The 15,445-nt window shown below is 64.9% G+C and carries 12 protein-coding genes and 1 pseudogene; 6 read left to right on the forward strand and 7 right to left on the reverse strand.

The window, feature by feature from the left end; all coding sequences use genetic code 11:
- The 4 genes and pseudogenes from E4K65_RS49210 to E4K65_RS43840 all read right to left on the reverse strand — a co-directional run.
- A pseudogene (locus E4K65_RS49210) lies at window positions 1-178 on the reverse strand (IS110 family transposase); the annotation flags it as partial.
- 251 nt (window positions 179-429) lie between these two features.
- Window positions 430-1,518, reverse strand: a complete 1,089-nt coding sequence (locus E4K65_RS43830) for a HoxN/HupN/NixA family nickel/cobalt transporter (RefSeq protein ID WP_430649057.1) — start codon at window positions 1,516-1,518, stop codon at window positions 430-432.
- 170 nt (window positions 1,519-1,688) lie between these two features.
- Window positions 1,689-2,759 carry a Gfo/Idh/MocA family protein gene (locus E4K65_RS43835; RefSeq protein WP_135179375.1) on the reverse strand — a complete coding sequence of 357 codons (1,071 nt, stop codon included), beginning with the start codon at window positions 2,757-2,759 and terminating at the stop codon, window positions 1,689-1,691.
- A gap of 1 nt (window position 2,760) precedes the next feature.
- Window positions 2,761-3,621, reverse strand: a complete 861-nt coding sequence (locus E4K65_RS43840) for a sugar phosphate isomerase/epimerase family protein (RefSeq protein WP_135179376.1) — start codon at window positions 3,619-3,621, stop codon at window positions 2,761-2,763.
- A gap of 123 nt (window positions 3,622-3,744) precedes the next feature.
- Here E4K65_RS43840 and E4K65_RS43845 point away from each other — a divergent pair, with 123 nt between their 5' ends.
- Together E4K65_RS43845 and E4K65_RS43850 are read left to right on the forward strand one after the other, a co-directional pair.
- Window positions 3,745-4,413, forward strand: coding sequence for a TetR/AcrR family transcriptional regulator (locus E4K65_RS43845; protein WP_167771640.1), 669 nt, complete (start codon window positions 3,745-3,747; stop codon window positions 4,411-4,413).
- A gap of 189 nt (window positions 4,414-4,602) precedes the next feature.
- Complete coding sequence (locus tag E4K65_RS43850; protein ID WP_167771641.1) at window positions 4,603-6,390, forward strand: peptide ABC transporter substrate-binding protein; 1,788 nt, start codon at window positions 4,603-4,605, stop codon at window positions 6,388-6,390.
- Between the two features lie 194 nt (window positions 6,391-6,584).
- Here E4K65_RS43850 and E4K65_RS43855 read toward each other — a convergent pair whose 3' ends face one another.
- The 3 genes from E4K65_RS43855 to E4K65_RS43865 are packed head-to-tail and all read right to left on the reverse strand — an operon-like array spanning window position 6,585 to window position 9,963.
- A complete protein-coding gene (locus tag E4K65_RS43855; protein WP_135179378.1) occupies window positions 6,585-7,457 on the reverse strand; it encodes an ABC transporter permease in 873 nt (290 codons plus the stop codon).
- Window positions 7,454-8,395 (reverse strand): ABC transporter permease, encoded by a 942-nt coding sequence (locus E4K65_RS43860; RefSeq protein WP_135179379.1) that lies wholly within the window; start codon window positions 8,393-8,395, stop codon window positions 7,454-7,456. Before E4K65_RS43860 ends, E4K65_RS43855 begins: the two co-directional genes overlap by 4 nt.
- 56 nt (window positions 8,396-8,451) lie before the next feature.
- The gene (locus E4K65_RS43865) at window positions 8,452-9,963 is read right to left on the reverse strand and encodes an ABC transporter substrate-binding protein (RefSeq protein ID WP_135179380.1); all 1,512 of its coding nucleotides are present in this window, start codon (window positions 9,961-9,963) and stop codon (window positions 8,452-8,454) included.
- 236 nt (window positions 9,964-10,199) lie between these two features.
- Here E4K65_RS43865 and E4K65_RS43870 point away from each other — a divergent pair, with 236 nt between their 5' ends.
- Genes E4K65_RS43870 through E4K65_RS43885 form a run of 4 tightly spaced genes read left to right on the forward strand, consistent with a single transcriptional unit; the run spans window position 10,200 to window position 15,436 of the window.
- The gene (locus E4K65_RS43870) at window positions 10,200-11,408 is read left to right on the forward strand and encodes an ROK family transcriptional regulator (RefSeq protein WP_135179381.1); all 1,209 of its coding nucleotides are present in this window, start codon (window positions 10,200-10,202) and stop codon (window positions 11,406-11,408) included.
- Entirely contained in the window at window positions 11,405-12,181 is a 777-nt protein-coding gene (gene nagB, locus E4K65_RS43875) for a glucosamine-6-phosphate deaminase (RefSeq protein ID WP_135179382.1), read from the forward strand. The genes E4K65_RS43870 and nagB overlap by 4 nt, the downstream gene beginning before the upstream one ends.
- The gene (gene ggt / locus E4K65_RS43880) at window positions 12,178-13,773 is read left to right on the forward strand and encodes a gamma-glutamyltransferase (RefSeq protein WP_135179383.1); all 1,596 of its coding nucleotides are present in this window, start codon (window positions 12,178-12,180) and stop codon (window positions 13,771-13,773) included. The genes nagB and ggt overlap by 4 nt, the downstream gene beginning before the upstream one ends.
- Window positions 13,774-13,819: 46 nt before the next feature.
- Window positions 13,820-15,436 carry an ABC transporter ATP-binding protein gene (locus tag E4K65_RS43885; RefSeq protein WP_167771643.1) on the forward strand — a complete coding sequence of 539 codons (1,617 nt, stop codon included), beginning with the start codon at window positions 13,820-13,822 and terminating at the stop codon, window positions 15,434-15,436.
- Window positions 15,437-15,445: the final 9 nt, after the last annotated feature.

Genomic DNA, 15,445 nt, shown 5'->3' on the forward strand with positions numbered 1-15,445 from the left:
ACAGCGGCCCAGCCTCCAGCCCGATCCGCTTCACTGCAAAGCCAAGCGTCTCGAAAAATTCAACCAAGGCGTCAGGTTCGCTCGTGACCTTCGCTTCCTTCAGGATTTTACCTTGGGCATCCACAACGCATACGCTCGACAGTTCCAATGACACGTCAATTCCGGCATAGTTCTCCACGGCTGTCCTCCGTCTCCAGATGCTTGGGGCCGACTCAAGTCGTGACCCCGTTTCATCATCTATCGGGGGACAGCCACCATCATCACCCCTTGCTCGGAGCAGGGCCCATTACGGCATCTAGAACGTCCCGGCCATGGTGAGGCGGAATGTCAGCGGCTCGACCGGGTGCAGCACGTAGTCCATCACGCCGTTCTGGCAGACGGCGGTCGGCGCAGTGCCCGATGTGCAGAGATTAAAGAGCGTATCGGTCTTCAGCAGCGAACCGTAGGCATAGGTGATCTGGTTCGTTCTCGCGTTGACATGCGGCGATAGGTCACGACCGAGACGAGCCAGGCGAGCGCGAACAGCGCAATCACCGCGAAGCCGAAATTGGCGAGAGAGTCGTTGACGGCCTCGACCAGCGACCACAGCCCGCCGGACAGACCGAGCCGGTCGCCGATAAGCCCCAACGCCTCGATGCCGCCGATGAACAGCGCGACCGCGACCGAGGCGCCGGTAATCGTGAGGTTGTACCAGAGCTTGCGATAGGGATCGACGAAGGCCCAGCGATAGGCGCTCACCATCAACGCGGAATCGGCGGTGTCGACCAGCGCCATGCCGGCGGCGAACAGGGCGGGGAACACCAGCACATGCGCGACCGAGGCGCCGCGCGCGGCTTCGGTGGCGGAGATGCCGAGCAGGCCGATTTCGGTCGCGGTGTCGAAGCCGAGCCCAAACAGCAAGCCGAGCGGATACATGTGCCAGGGTTTGGTGACGAGGCGGAACATCGGGCCGAGCAGGCGCGCCAGGACTCCGCGGGCCGCGAGCAGCGCCTCGAGCTGCGCGGCGTCATGAATGCCTTGCTCGCGCACCTCGCGCAGGATCCGCCACAGGCCGACGAAGATGGCGAGATTGATCGCCGCGATCACCAGCAGGAACAGCGCCGACACCGAGGTGCCGATCAGGGCGCCGATCTCCTTCAGCAGGCCGTCGCCGCCGAGGCTGACGACGCCGAGCGCGAGCAGCGTGGTCGCGGCCAGGACGACCGTGGAATGACCGAGCGCGAAATACAGGCCGACGCTTCGCGGCGTGTCGCCCGCCTGCATCAGCTTGCGCACGACATTGTCGATCGCGGCGATGTGGTCGGCATCGACGGCGTGACGCAGGCCGAACACCCAGGCGAGCAGCGCGGTCGCCATCACCGCGGGCCGGTCGCCGAACATCGCGAAGGCGAAGGCCCACGCGGCGATGTTGGCGGCGATCAGCCCACCGAACAGCACGCCGGGCCCGAACGCCCGCCTCGCGACACCACCTGACTGAACCACGCCACCCCTCCGAGTATGATGTTTATACCAATCCATCATACTCGCCGACAAGTGCGGGGCCATGTTCGGGGGACACAGCCGGTCACCCGGGAACGCGCGCCTCCACGATCGGCGATGGCGATGGCGATCGTGACACGGCGACCGCAGCTCGCGTCAAGCGCCCGGGCGACGCATAAGGCGACGGTCCATCGGATCCATCTCCCGTCTCAATGCGCCGCCAGGACGAGCGTTTCGTAGCGATGCCGCAGGTCGACGCGTCGGCCACCGGCGGCTGCCTCGGCGACCGCCAGGGTCGCGATCAGGCTTCGCGCGCCGTCCTCGACCGGCTGCAATGACCGCGCGTTGCCGCGAATGATGTCGCGGAAATGGTCGAGCTGGGCGACGTAGGGGTCAATCGAAGAGGCATGGATGCGCTGGGCCTGGATTGGCTTGTTCCAGTCCTGCGCGCCGCCGGCTTGCGACCATTGCACCAGCGCCGGAAATTCGATCGACCCGGCTCGTCCGAGGAAGCGATAGCTGCTCTCGCCGCTGAACGGGAATTCGGGGGCCTCGCCGAGCCCCTGCTCGGACGTCCAGGGCGAGACGGCGCTGTCGCTGATGAAGAAGGTGCCGAGCGCACCGCTGTCGAATTCGATCAGCGCCGCGGCGGTGTCCTCGACCGCAAAGCTGCGCTGGCGGTTCGACGCAATCGCTTCCACGGCGACAATCTCGCCCACCGTGAAGCGCAGGAAGTCGATCTCATGGATGAGGTTGATCAGGATCGGTCCGCCGCCGGCCTGCGAGCGCCACGGCGCGATCTCGAAATAAGCGGCCGGCTTGTGGGTGGCCCAGATCGCCGACACCCCGACGACATCGCCGATGCGCTTGTCTCCCAAAGTCGCCTTCAGCGTCCTGACCTGCTGATGGTGGCGGCGGTGATGCCCGACCAGCGACTGGATGCCGGCCTTGCGCACCTCGGCGATCAGGCTTGCCGCGGTCTCCACCGTATCCGTGACCGGCTTCTCGATCAGGATGTGAATGCCGCGCCTGGCGCATTCGATGCCCTGCTCGGCATGAAGCTGGTTGGGCGAGGCGATGATCACGGCCTCCGGCCGCGCCTCGTCGAGCAGTTTCCGGTAGTCGGCGAAGACAGGGGTCCCGGGATAATCGGCTGCGACCCGATCGGCGTTCACGTCCGCGATGCCGACGAGGTCATAGTCGTCTCGCTCGGCAAGCTTCGTGAGGTGCTTCCGCCCGATCAATCCCGCGCCGATGACGCCTATCGTGATGTTCTTCATCTCACGTCGTCCGTATCTGGGTTGGGCCGCCGGCTTCGCGGCGATGGTCTGGCCGCGACGCTCCGCGCGACTGACGCTCGAGCAGGCGCCTCGTGGCGTTGAACGCCGTGGCGAGCCGCGCCCGCACCGCCAAGGCCGGCAGCGGCATCTCGACGCTGAGGCTGGCGTCCGCGGGAAGCGCTTCGAGGAGCTCGCCGAGCGGCAAGGCGCCCTCGCCCGGCGGCAACCGGCCTTCGCGCGCTTCAGCGATGATGGCGGCATCGCTCGCGGGCATGTCCGCGACGGCGTCGCAGATCTGCACGGCCCGCAAATGGTGCGCGGGTATCGAGATCAAATCGCCCGGCTTGCCGCCGGAACGATGGAGATGCAGCGCATCGACGAGAATGGTGCCGTTGGCCTTGCCGGCGCCACGCACGATCGCCTCGGCCTGCGGCAGCGAGCCAATCGCACGCCAGCGCATGAACTCCAGATCGACACGCAGGCCGAATTGCTGCGCGAGGTCGCAGAGATCAGCGAAATGCGCAGTGAGGCGGACCGGATCGTCGTCATCCCCCGATGCAATGACCGCCACCGCGCCGAGGTCGGCGGCGGCTTCGAACAGGCCCGCGAGCGCCGGAATATCGACGCGAGGTGTGAGCTGAACGAACTCGATCTCGTTCAGGCGCACCCGCTCGCCGGCGAGAGACCGTTTGAGCTCACGGTGCGCGTCCGTTCCCACCCGCGTCGGATAGGCAGGTCCGCCGGCAGTCACGGGGATCACGCGCAGGCCGATGAAGCTGAAGCCGGCACGCGCGGCCTCGGCCACAAGCGCGACAGGCGCAAGGTCCAGTGCCGTCAGATGAGCAAGGCCGAGATCCGTCATGGCTAATTAATCCGCAGGTTAATTACAATTAATCCACGGGATAATTGCTGTCAAGGACCGCCGATTTCGCTATGGATGGAGGGGCAAGCAGGCCTGGCCGGATGCAAAGGACCGAACCGCCGGATGAGATCCAAGGAAAAGCCCGTCGCGGACGACGCGAAGCCGCCGCCGGCGCGGCGGCGCGACCGGGAGCGCACCAAGCGCGAGATCCTGGAGATCGCGTTCGCGGAATTCGCCGAGAACGGCCTCGCCGGCGGCAATACCGATGCCATCGCCGCGCGCGCCAACATCACCAAGCGGCTGATCTTCTACTACTTCAATTCCAAGGAAGACCTGTTCACGGCCGTGCTCGAGATGGCCTACGCCAAGATGCGCACTGCCGAGCAGGATCTTCACCTCGAAGCACTCGAGCCGGAGGCCGCGGTTCGCAGGCTGGCCGAGTTCACCTTCGATTTCGACCAGGCCAACCCGGAATATGTCCGGCTGGTCACGATCGAGAACATCCATCGCGGCCGGCATATCCGCGGCAGCAAGAAGCTCAGGGAGATGACGCGGCCGATCGTCAGCCAGATCGCCGCGGTGCTGGACCGGGGCATTCGCGCCGGCGCGATCCGGCCCGGCATCGATCCGATCGAACTGCACATGTCGCTGAACGCGCTCTGCTTCTTCTCGGTTGCGAACCGGCATACGTTCGAGGCGCAATTCGCAACCGACATGTCCTCGCAGAAGGCGAAGGCACAGCGGCGGCTCGAAATCGCCGACCTGCTCTGGCGCTACGTGCGGAGCGACTAGCGAAGCCGAATTGACGATGCCCCGCCCGGTTGGGCCCGATGCATCGTCGCGGCGGCACGACCGCGCCATACGCACCTTCGTCATTTCGCCGCAGGCGTTCCCCGCCTTGTCGGCATTGCCGCCTCGTCCATGATGAAACATGATGGGTTGCCGGGGACGACTTTTCTTTGCGAAGGTGGAGCTCATCCGATGAACGAGAACGAAATCCGCAAGGCCATCGCGGAGGTGAAGGACGGCACGCTGTCGCGGCGCTCGTTCATCCGGACACTGGCCGCGGTGGGGATCGCGGCGCCCGTTGCAAGCCAGATCCTGCTCTGGAACGACGTGGCGATGGCGGATGCCACCTTGCCATACAAGCCGACCAAGGCCGGCGGCGGCGGCCCGCTCAAGATCCTGATCTGGCAGGCCCCCACTCTGCTCAATCCGCATTTCGCGCTCGGCACCAAGGACCAGGTCGCCTCGCGCATCTTCTTCGAGCCGCTCGCCGGCTGGGACAAGGAGGGCAACCTCATCCCCTGCCTCGCCGCCGAGGTTCCGACCAAGGCGAACGGCGGCCTCTCGCCGGATGGCACCAGCGTGACCTGGAAGCTGAAGCAGGGCGTGAGGTGGCATGACGGCAAGCCCTTCACCGCCGACGACGTCGTCTTTACCTGGCAATACGCCGCGGACCTGGCGACCGCCGCTTACACCACGGGGTCCTACCAGAACATCAAGGTCGAGAAGATCGACGACCACACCGTCAAGGTGATCTTCAAGGCTCCGACCCCGTTCTGGGCCGACCCCTTTGTCGGCTCCGTCGGCCAGATCCTGCCGAAGCATCATTTCGGCGACTATGCCGGCGCAAAGTCGCGCGACGCGCCGGGCAATCTGAAGCCGGTCGGCACCGGACCGTATAAATTCGTCGAGTTCAAGCCGGGCGATTTGATCCTGGCCGAGCGCAACCCCGACTATCACGTCAAGAACCAGCCGCATTTCGACACGCTCGAGGTCAAGGGCGGCGGCGATGCGGTCTCCGCCGCGCGCGCCGTGCTGCAGACCGGCGAATACGACTATGCCTGGAACCTGCTGGTGGAGGACGAAGTCCTCAAGCGCATGGAGGCCAGCGGCAAAGGCAAGGTGGAGTTCACGCTCTCCGGCGGCGTCGAGTTCATCGTCCTCAACACGACGGACCCGTGGACCGAGGTCGACGGCGAGCGTTCGAACGCCAAGACCAGGCACCCGACGCTGTCCGATCCGGCCGTTCGCCGGGCGTTCAACCTGCTGGTCGATCGCGAGGCCATCCAGAAATTCATCTACGGCCGCGCCGCCGTCGCGACGGCAAGCTTCGTCAACCAGCCCAGCCAGTTCAAGTCGAGCAAGCTGAAATACGAGTTCAACGTCGACAAGGCGAACAAGATCCTCGACGAGGCCGGCTGGAAGATGGGCGCTGACGGCATTCGCGAGAAGGACGGCAAGAAGCTCAAATACGTCTTCCAGACCTCGATCAACGCCCCGCGGCAAAAGACGCAGGCCATCATCAAGCAGGCCTGCCAGAAGGCCGCGATCGACATCGAGATCAAGTCGGTCACCGGATCGGTGTTCTTCTCGTCCGACGTCGGCAACCCCGACACCTACTCGAAACTGTATTGCGACATGGAGATGTACAACACGACGCAGCCGCAGCCCGATCCCGAGCGCTTCCTGAACCAGTGCGTCTCCTGGGAGGTATCGTCCAAGGAGAACAAGTGGCTGGGCCGCAACGTCTCGCGCTGGTCCGATCCCGAGGCCGACAAGGCCTACAAGGCCGCGCAAAACGAGCTCGATCCGGTCAAGCGCGCCGCACTGCTGATCAAGGTCAACGAGATCTTCTGCGAAGCCAACGTGCTCGTGCCGCTGCTCTCGCGCAACATCGTCGGCGGCTCCGTCAACAGCCTCATGAGCGACATCTCGGGCTGGGACGTCACGACGTGGAATCTGGCGAGCTGGTACCGGAGTTGAGGGGGGACGCTTCTCACCGTCGTCTTTGCGACACTTTCAGCTCCGTCATCCCGGCGACAACGGCTTCGCTGTTGCGCGGGGGTGACGGTGATGGAGTTGCGCGAGCAGTCTCCCCATCACCGCCGGGGCCTGAGCACGGCGGTCATCAACGGCTCTCCAGCCATTCAAGGCTGGCAGATCGTCGCGCCTTCCGTCTACTGCCTGGGATTGAGAGCATCATTCAGGCCGTCACCCATCAGGTTGAATCCGATGACGAGCGCAATGATCGCGAGCCCGGGCCAGAATGCCATCCATGGCGCCTCGCCGAGAAATTGCCTGGCAACGTCGAGCATGGCGCCCCATGACGGGGCCGGAGGAAGCTGGCCAAGCCCCAGAAAGGCCAGGCTCGCCTCGGCGAGAACTGCAATCGCCATGGTCAGCGTCGCCTGCACGATCGTCGGCGCAAGCACGTTCGGCAGCACCTGTCCGGTCAGGATGGCGAGATGGCCGAGGCCCTGGGACCGGGCCGCCGCGATGTAATCCTCGGTGCAGACAACCAGCGTCTCGGCACGCGCAACACGCACGAAGACCGGCACCGCGGAAATGCCGATGGCAATCATCGCGTTTTGCAGGCTGGGGCCCAGGAACGCGGCGAGCGCAATCGCCAGCACCAGAAATGGGCAAGCGAGCAGCGCATCGGCGAGGCGCGAGATCACCATGTCGGTGAGGCCGCCGAAATAGCCGGCGATGAGACCAAACGGGAGGCCGATCAGCACCGCGACCGTCACGGATATCATGCCGGCGGCAAGCGAGGCCTGCGTGCCGAAGATCACGCGCGACAGCACGTCCCGACCGAGATCGTCGGTGCCGAACCAGTGTGCCGCACCGGGCGCCGCGCGAATCGCCATCCAGTCCGGCGAGTTTGGATCGTACGGCGCAATCCACGAGGCAAACAACGCCAGCACGACAAAGAACAGAATGATCGTGGCCCCGATGACGGCGGATGGTTCGCGCAACAGGCGACGAACTTCCGAAGGAGCGGCGGCGCGCGCCTGACTTGCGACCGGTGCCGTCTCAATCGAGCTCATGGCCTAAGCCTCGGATTGAGCAGCACATAGGCCACGTCGGCAATCAGGCTCATCAGGAGGAACAAGGCGGCTGTGCAGAGCACGACCGCCTGAACCACGGCATAATCGCGGCTGAACACGCCGTCGACGACCATTTTGCCGAAACCCGGGATGGAGAAGACCTGCTCCGTCAACACCGCGCCGGCCAGCAATTCGCCAAATTGCAGCGTACCCAGCGTGACCACCGGGGTCAGCGCGTTCGGCAACGCGTGACGCAGCACGATGGTGCTTTCGCGGACGCCCTTCGCGCGGGCAGTGCGCACGTAGTCCTGCTTCATCGCCTCGATCATCGCGCTGCGGACATGGCGCATCATGATCGCAGCGGTGCCCGTGCCGAGCACCAGAGCGGGCATCAGCATCGAAAGCAGGTTGCCTCCCACGCTTTCAGACGGTGGAACAAAACCTCCGGCCGGAAGCCAGCCGAGATTCACCGAGAACAGAAGGATCAGCATGATCCCCAGCCAGAAATGCGGGATCGACAGTCCGGCAAGCCCGAACAGACTGGCACCGTAGTCGAAGGGCGTCCCGCGCCCCAGCGCCGCGAAGATCCCGATCGGCAACCCGACGAGCAGCGCGACCAGCATCGAGAGTATCGCGAGCTCAATGGTCACCGGCAATTTCTCCGCCAGCATGGTGCCGATCGGCAATCGGGTGCGTACCGACGTGCCGAAGTCGCCGTGCACCAGGGCCTTCAGCCAGACGGCGTATTGCACCGGGATCGGATCGTTGAAGCGATACTTGTGCCGAAGATACTCGACGACCTCGGGATTACGCTCCTCTCCGGCGAGCGCCAGCGCGGGATCGCCGGGCAGCAGTTTCTGCAGACCGAACACCATCATCGACACCAGCAACAGGGTCGGCAGCAGGACGGCAAGCCGGCGCAGAAGCAGGGTCTTCATCGGGCAGACTGGTCCTCACCAGGGCAAGCGCGCCGGCGGGCGCGAGGCGTTGCGCATCAATTCACCGGCCTGACACCGACCAGACGCAACAGACCGTCCGGCACCATGACGATGCCGCCGACCGATTTGCGGGCCGCAAAGAACCAGTTCGGGTGATGAAGGGGAATCGACGAGAGCGCCGTCAGGTAAATGTCCGTCGCTTTGGCGTAGAGCGCCTTGCGCTTGGCTTCGTCAGCCTCGCCCCGGGCCTGGTTCAGGATCGCATCGAGATCCTTGTTGCAATACTTGTTGACGTTCTGGGAGCCCGTGCAGCTGAAAAAGGCGACCAGCGTCGGGTCCGGGTCAGCGCGGCCGCTCCAGTTGCCGATATAGGCTTCGAAATTGCCGTTCAGGTAGCGCTCGATGGCAGTGGTCGTTTCCATGGGCAGCAGCTTGACGTCGAAACCGGCCTCGCCCGCCATCGACTGTATGATCTGTGCGACCCGGGAATCGCCGGCCGTATTCTCGTACTGGAGCTCGACCGGCACGCGAGTCATTCCGGCGGCGGCAATCATTGCCTTGGCCTTGGCAACGTCGCGAGCCGGCGCCTTGCGCGCGCCATCGTAGAACGGAGACGACGGCGGGATCATCTGGTTATCCGCCAGGAACTCGCCGTTGAAGGCAACGCGATTGATGACATTGCGATCGATCGCCAGCTCGAAGGCCTGACGTAGCGTCGCGTTCTTGCCGAGCGGCGTATCGGCCTTCGCGCCGGCGCCGACATTGAACATCAGATGCGAGACGGCAAGTCCCTGGCCGGAATGCAGGGCGAGGTTGGGATCGTCGCGCACGGTCTTGAGATCGGTCGGCGCGATACGCTCCGCGAGATCGAGATCGCCCGCCCGCACACGCGACAACCGCACGGTCGAGTCGGGAACGTAGTAGTAGACGACCTCGTCATAGCCGACCCGTGCAGCGTTCCAGTAGCCGGGATATTTCTTGACGCGAATGAGGTCGCGCGACTTGCGCTCGACAAATTGATACGGACCGGCACAGACCGGCGCGGCGGCAAATTCCCCGGCTTTCTCCGTGGCAGCCTTGGGCGAGACCATCATGCCGGCACGATCGCTGAGATTGGCCAGCAGCGGCACGAACGGCTCCGACAGGTTGAACTTCACCTTGTCCGCGGCAAGCGCTTCGACGCTCGCGATCGGCGCCAGCTCGGCCTTGCGCTTGGAATCCGGCATCGTCTTCATGCGCTCGATATTGAACTTGACTGCCGCCGCATCGAACGCGGTGCCATCGTGGAACGTGACGTTCTTGCGCAGCGTAAAGGTGATCGACTTGCCGTCCGCGGCCCATTCCCATGCCTCTGCCAGCTGCGGCACGATCTTGAGGTCGGCGGAGATATCGACGAGCTTGTCGCACAGCGCCGCAAACACGAAGCGGCCTGCGTAAGTGCCGCTGAGCGCCGGGTCGAGCGCATCGGGATCGTCCTGAACGCCGACCCGCAATGTCACGGCACTCGCCGAGACAACGCCCGATGCGATCATCAGAATGGCCGCCAACGCCGTGCCGATCCGCTTCATACGGAATTCCTTTCGTCCCAAGGCTTCGTCCAAGGCTTCGTCCAAGGCTCTGCTGTGGAAGGGCAAGACAAGCACGCCCAATCCAATTTGTAAATATCCCGAACAAATCACCCTACGACATGCAATTAAGTTACAATATCTCGCCTCATTAACAGGCAAAATCCGCAAACAGCGCCCCTTGACTGCAAGCTCAGCGATGTATTAGTTCGAGATATTGACTAATTGGATCGAGGCTCATGCAAGACGCCCCCTCATCGCCCGTTGCGCGACAGCAATCCGTTCGCCTCGTGGTTGAGCGCCTGCTGCGTGACCGCTCGGTATCGCGCGCCGAAATCGCCCGCAGCACGGGCCTGTCCAAGCAGACCATCTCTGAAGTGATGCGTGACCTCGAACGCGACGGCTGGGTCCATGAGGACGGTCAAATTCAGGGCAGCGTGGGGAGAAGCGCCGTCACCTATGCGCTCCGGCCGGACGCCGCCTTCGTGCTGGGCATCGACCTTGGCGGCACGAAACTGCACATCGCACTTGCCGATCTGCACGGAGAGATCGTCGCCGAGAGCATCGAACCGACATCCGGCGACGGCGGCGCTGCCGTGGTCGCACAGATCGAGCGCATGAAGGATGCCCTGCTTCAGCATGCGTCCGTATCGGCGCAACGTTTGCGCGGCGGCGTGATGGGAAGTCCGGGGATGGTCGACCCGGCGTCGGGCAGCATCGTCATCGCGCCCAATATCCCCGGACTGGATAGCCTGGACGTGAGGGCCGCGCTGCGCGAACGGCTCGGGATCGACATCACCATCGAGAATGACGTCAATCTCGCGGCAATCGGGGAGCATTGGCGCGGCAACAGCCGCAGGGCGCGCAGTTTCGCTTTCATCGCAGTCGGCACCGGCATCGGCATGGGCATCTTTTCGGACGGCTATCTCGTGCGCGGTGCACGCGGGGCGGCCGGCGAGATCGCCTACCTGCCGCTTGGGGGCGATCCCTACGATGCGCGCGGCCTTCGCTTCGGTACCCTGGAAACCGCCATCGGCAGTGCCGGCATCGTCGAACGCTATCTCGGGCTCGGCGGCAGCCCCGGCAGCACGGTGCGCGATGTCTTCGATCGGCTCGAAATCGAGGAAGCGGCACGGATCACGATCGACGAGATCAGCCGGATTCTCACGACCGCGATCCTGGCCGTGCACAGCATCCTCGATTCGGAGATCATCATCCTGGGAGGCAGCATCGGCGCACGGCCCGAGTTGAAGCTCCGGATCGACGAACATCTGGGACGCTGCATGCGCGAGCCGGTTCGTATCGAGCTGAGCGCGCTCGGCAATCGTGCCACACTGATCGGCGCGATCGGCAGCGCGATCGACCTCGTGCATCGCTCGCAGTTCGGCATCGGCAGGGATGCCGGCCCGTTGGCGCTTCCCGCCGCGGCGGCAGATGTCGCGGCATGACAGAGCACGCGCCGAGAATTGAGGTTGTCGGCAATGTGAGTGCCATCGCCGAGCGCGCAGCCGCACATGTCATCGCCCGGCTGCACGATCGGCAGCCTGTTACCCTCGGTCTTGCGACCGGAGCGACCATGACGCCGCTCTATGCCCGCCTTGTCGCCGCGACCCGCGCCGGCCTCATCTCGTTCCGAACGGTGTCGAGCTTCAACCTCGATGAATATGTGGGCCTCGCACCCCAATCGCCCGGAAGCTTCCATGCCTATATGCAGCAGCATCTGTTCAGGCATGTGGACATGGAAGCCGGTCGGGCACAGATCCCCAATGGTTCGGCCGACGACATCGCCGCCGAGGCCGCGCGCTATGAGGCGCAGATTGCGGCGGCCGGCGGCATCGACCTGCTGATCCTCGGCATCGGCGCCAACGGCCATATCGGCTTCAATGAGCCTGGCTCGGATTTCGCCTCACGTACTCGCGAGGTCAGACTCGACGAAGCAACCCGCATCGCGAACGCCATCAATTTTCCCGATCCGGCGTCGGTTCCCGAACGTGCGATCACGATGGGCGTCGCGACAATCCTGGAGGCTCGGAGCATCCTCCTTGTCGCCAGGGGACCGGAGAAAGCAGCCGCGATCGCAGCCGCGATCGAGGGTCCGATCACGGCAGCTTGTCCTGCCTCGGCGCTCCGCCTGCACGGCAACGTCGATATCCTTTGCGATGAACCGGCCGCCGCAGCCCTCACCAGGCGGCCCCACAACAACAATCGGAGAAGGGCATGAGCTGGGGACAGCGCGATTTCATGGTGCCGGGACGCTCGCTGGCGGTGGGCGACCGGGGCATGGCCGCGACCTCTCATCCGGCTGTCACGCTCGCCGCGGTCGAGATCCTGCGCGGTGGCGGCAATGCGGTCGATGCCGCCATTGCCGCGATCGCCCTCCAGGGTGTCATCGATCCGCATATGACCGGCATCGGCGGCGACTGTTTTGCGATCTATGCTCCCGCCTCCGGCAAACCTGTCGCCGTCAACGGCTCGGGCCGAGCACCGGCGAAGGCCGAACTCGGCTGGTTCAGGCAACGGGGGCTGGCGTCGATCCCGGACTACTCACCCCATGCAGTCACGGTTCCGGGGGCGGTCGATGCCTGGTGCCGCCTCTCTGCCGACCATGGTTCAAAAGGCCTCGACGAGGTTTTGGCGCCCGCGATCCGCGCGGCCGAGACCGGCTTTGTGGTCACGCCCCGCGCCGCACTGGATTGGGCCCGCTACGGCGATCGCATCGAACGACATCAGGCTGGCGCACCGGTCTATCTGCCCGGTGGCGCTACGCCCGCCGTTGGCAGCAGGCTCGGTCATCCCGCGCTCGGCGCGACGCTGCGCCGGATCGCACGCGAGGGACGCGCCGCCTTTTACGAAGGTGCCGTCGCCGAGGAAATCGTCACAACACTCAAGGCGCTGGGCGGGGTGATGCAGCTTGAAGATCTGGCAACTGCCCGATCGGAGTACGTCGAGCCGATCAGCGCCGACTACCGCGATCATCAAATCCTGCAATGCCCGCCCAACGGACAGGGCGTCGCGGCGCTGCTGATCGCCCGCATCCTTGCCGGCTTCGACATGGCCAATCCGGCGCTCGGCGAGGCCGATCGCATACACCTCCTTGCCGAGGCAACCAAGACGGCCTACCGGCAGCGTGACGCGCTGGTCGCCGATCCCGCATTCCGTCCGCTCGATGTCGAGGCGCTGCTCTCGGAGGCGTCGGTCACGGCAATGCGCGCCTCCATCGACCGGAAGCGCGCCAGCGCAGCAGCCGAGTTCGACATGCCTGTTCATCGTGACACGGCTTATGTTGCCATCGCCGACCGCGACGGCAACATGGTGTCCTTCATCAATTCGCTGTTCTCCGCCTTCGGCAGTGGCATCTACGCCCCTCGCTCGGGCGTGCTGCTGCACAACCGAGGGTCGGGATTCTCCCTCATCGAAGGACATCCCAATGCCATTGCGCCGCGAAAGCGTCCCTTTCACACCATCATTCCGGGTCTTCTGGCGCAGCGTGGCAAGCCGATCATGGCCTTTGGCGTGATGGGTGGACAATACCAGGCGGCGGGACATATGCAGATCCTGGGCGGCGTGCTCGATCGTGGGCTCGACATTCAGCAATCTTCGGACGTGCCGCGCAGCTTTGCGTTCGATGGCACGCTGACGCTCGAGCCCACGATTCCCGGGGCTGTCGCCCACGAATTGATTGCGCGCGGTCATCGCGTGGTCTGGGCGGACGAACCGCTTGGAGGTTGTCAAGCTGTGCACGTCGATCCCTCCCGGGGCGTCATCTTCGGCGCGTCGGACCATCGCAAGGACGGCATCGCACTGGCGGCGTGACCAGGATGAGAAAGACCGCAATGTCGGATCGGACAGCATGAGCGAGATGGCAGAGGCGATCCTGACGATCGAGCGGCTGACGCTGGCGCTGCCCGCCGGCGCAGATCGTGCCTCTGCTGTCGAGGACGTTTCACTTGCCCTGTATCCGCGGCAGATCCTCTGCGTCGTCGGTGAATCCGGCTCCGGTAAATCGGTCTGCGCCTCTGCCGTGATGGGCCTGCTGCCCCAGGCCATTCGCCCGGTTGCAGGGGCCATTCACTTTGAGGGACGCGATCTGCTGAACCTCCCTGCAGCAGAATGGCGGACGCTGCGCGGGCGGCGCATCGCGATGATCTTTCAGGAACCGATGACGGCGCTCAATCCCGTGATCGGGATCGGCGACCAGATCATGGAAGCGTTCGAGGCGCACGGCCAGCTCACGCCAACCGAGCGTCACGCCCATTTGCGCGCCCTCCTCGAAGAGGTGGGCATGCGCGATCCTGAGCGGATCATCCGCAGCTACCCGCATCAATTGTCGGGCGGCCAGCGTCAGCGCGCCATGATCGCAATGGCACTCGCGCTCGAACCATCGATCCTGGTCGCGGACGAACCGACCACGGCACTCGACGTCACGACACAGGCGCAGATCCTTCGGTTGATCCGGGACATTCAGCGGCGGCGCGGCATGGCAGTGCTGTTCATCACTCATGATTTCGGCGTCGTCGCCGACATCGCGGACCGCGTCGCGGTCATGGAGAAAGGCCGCGTCGTCGAACAGGGGCCAATGGAGGACGTGCTCGAACGCCCGCAGCATCCCTATACGCGTCGGCTGCTCGCCGCGGTGCCCGGCGGGACCCCGCCGGTCCGGGCCGAGATCGCGGACGAACCGATCGCCTGCGCGGCGAGCGGACTTGCGAAGACCTATCGGGGCAACGACTGGTTCAGCTCGCAGACCGAGGTCGCAGCCGTGAGGAACGTGCACTTCGAAATCAGGCGCGGCGAGACGCTTGGCCTGGTTGGTGAGTCCGGCTCGGGCAAGAGCACGATCGGCCGGCTGGTGATGCGCCTGACCGACGCCGACGCGGGCGTGGTCCGCATCGGCGATCTGGATTTCTCCGAGGCCCGCGGGGCCCGCCTGCGCGCCGCCCGCAAGCACGTCCAGATGGTGTTCCAGGATCCATTCGCCTCGCTCAATCCGCGTCGCCGCGTCGGGCGGATCATCGCCGACGGACCGATCGCGCATGGTGTCCCGAAGGCGCAGGCCTACGCGCGGGCCGAGGAACTGCTCGAGCTCGTGGGTCTCGACCCAAGTGCCGCGCGCCGCTTTCCGCATGAATTCTCGGGAGGGCAACGCCAGCGGATCGGAATTGCGCGCGCGCTGGCGCTCGACCCGGAAGTGCTGGTGGCCGACGAACCGGTGTCGGCGCTCGACGTCTCGGTCCAGGCGCAGGTGCTCGCCTTGCTCGAGTCATTGAAAGCGCGGCTGCGGCTGGCGGTGCTGTTCATCACCCACGATCTCAACGTCGCGGCCCAGGTCTGCGATCGGATCGCAGTGATGCGCCTCGGCGAGATCGTCGAGATCAAGCCGACCGCGGATCTGCTGAAACGACCGGAGCATCCCTATACAAAGGCCCTGCTGGCCGCGATCCCGGGCAGGCAACGCAGAACGCCCACGTCTCTCTGAACCGCCGCA

Origin of the sequence: Bradyrhizobium niftali (assembly GCF_004571025.1) — a bacterium.
GTDB classification, from domain to species: Bacteria; Pseudomonadota; Alphaproteobacteria; order Rhizobiales; family Xanthobacteraceae; genus Bradyrhizobium; species Bradyrhizobium niftali.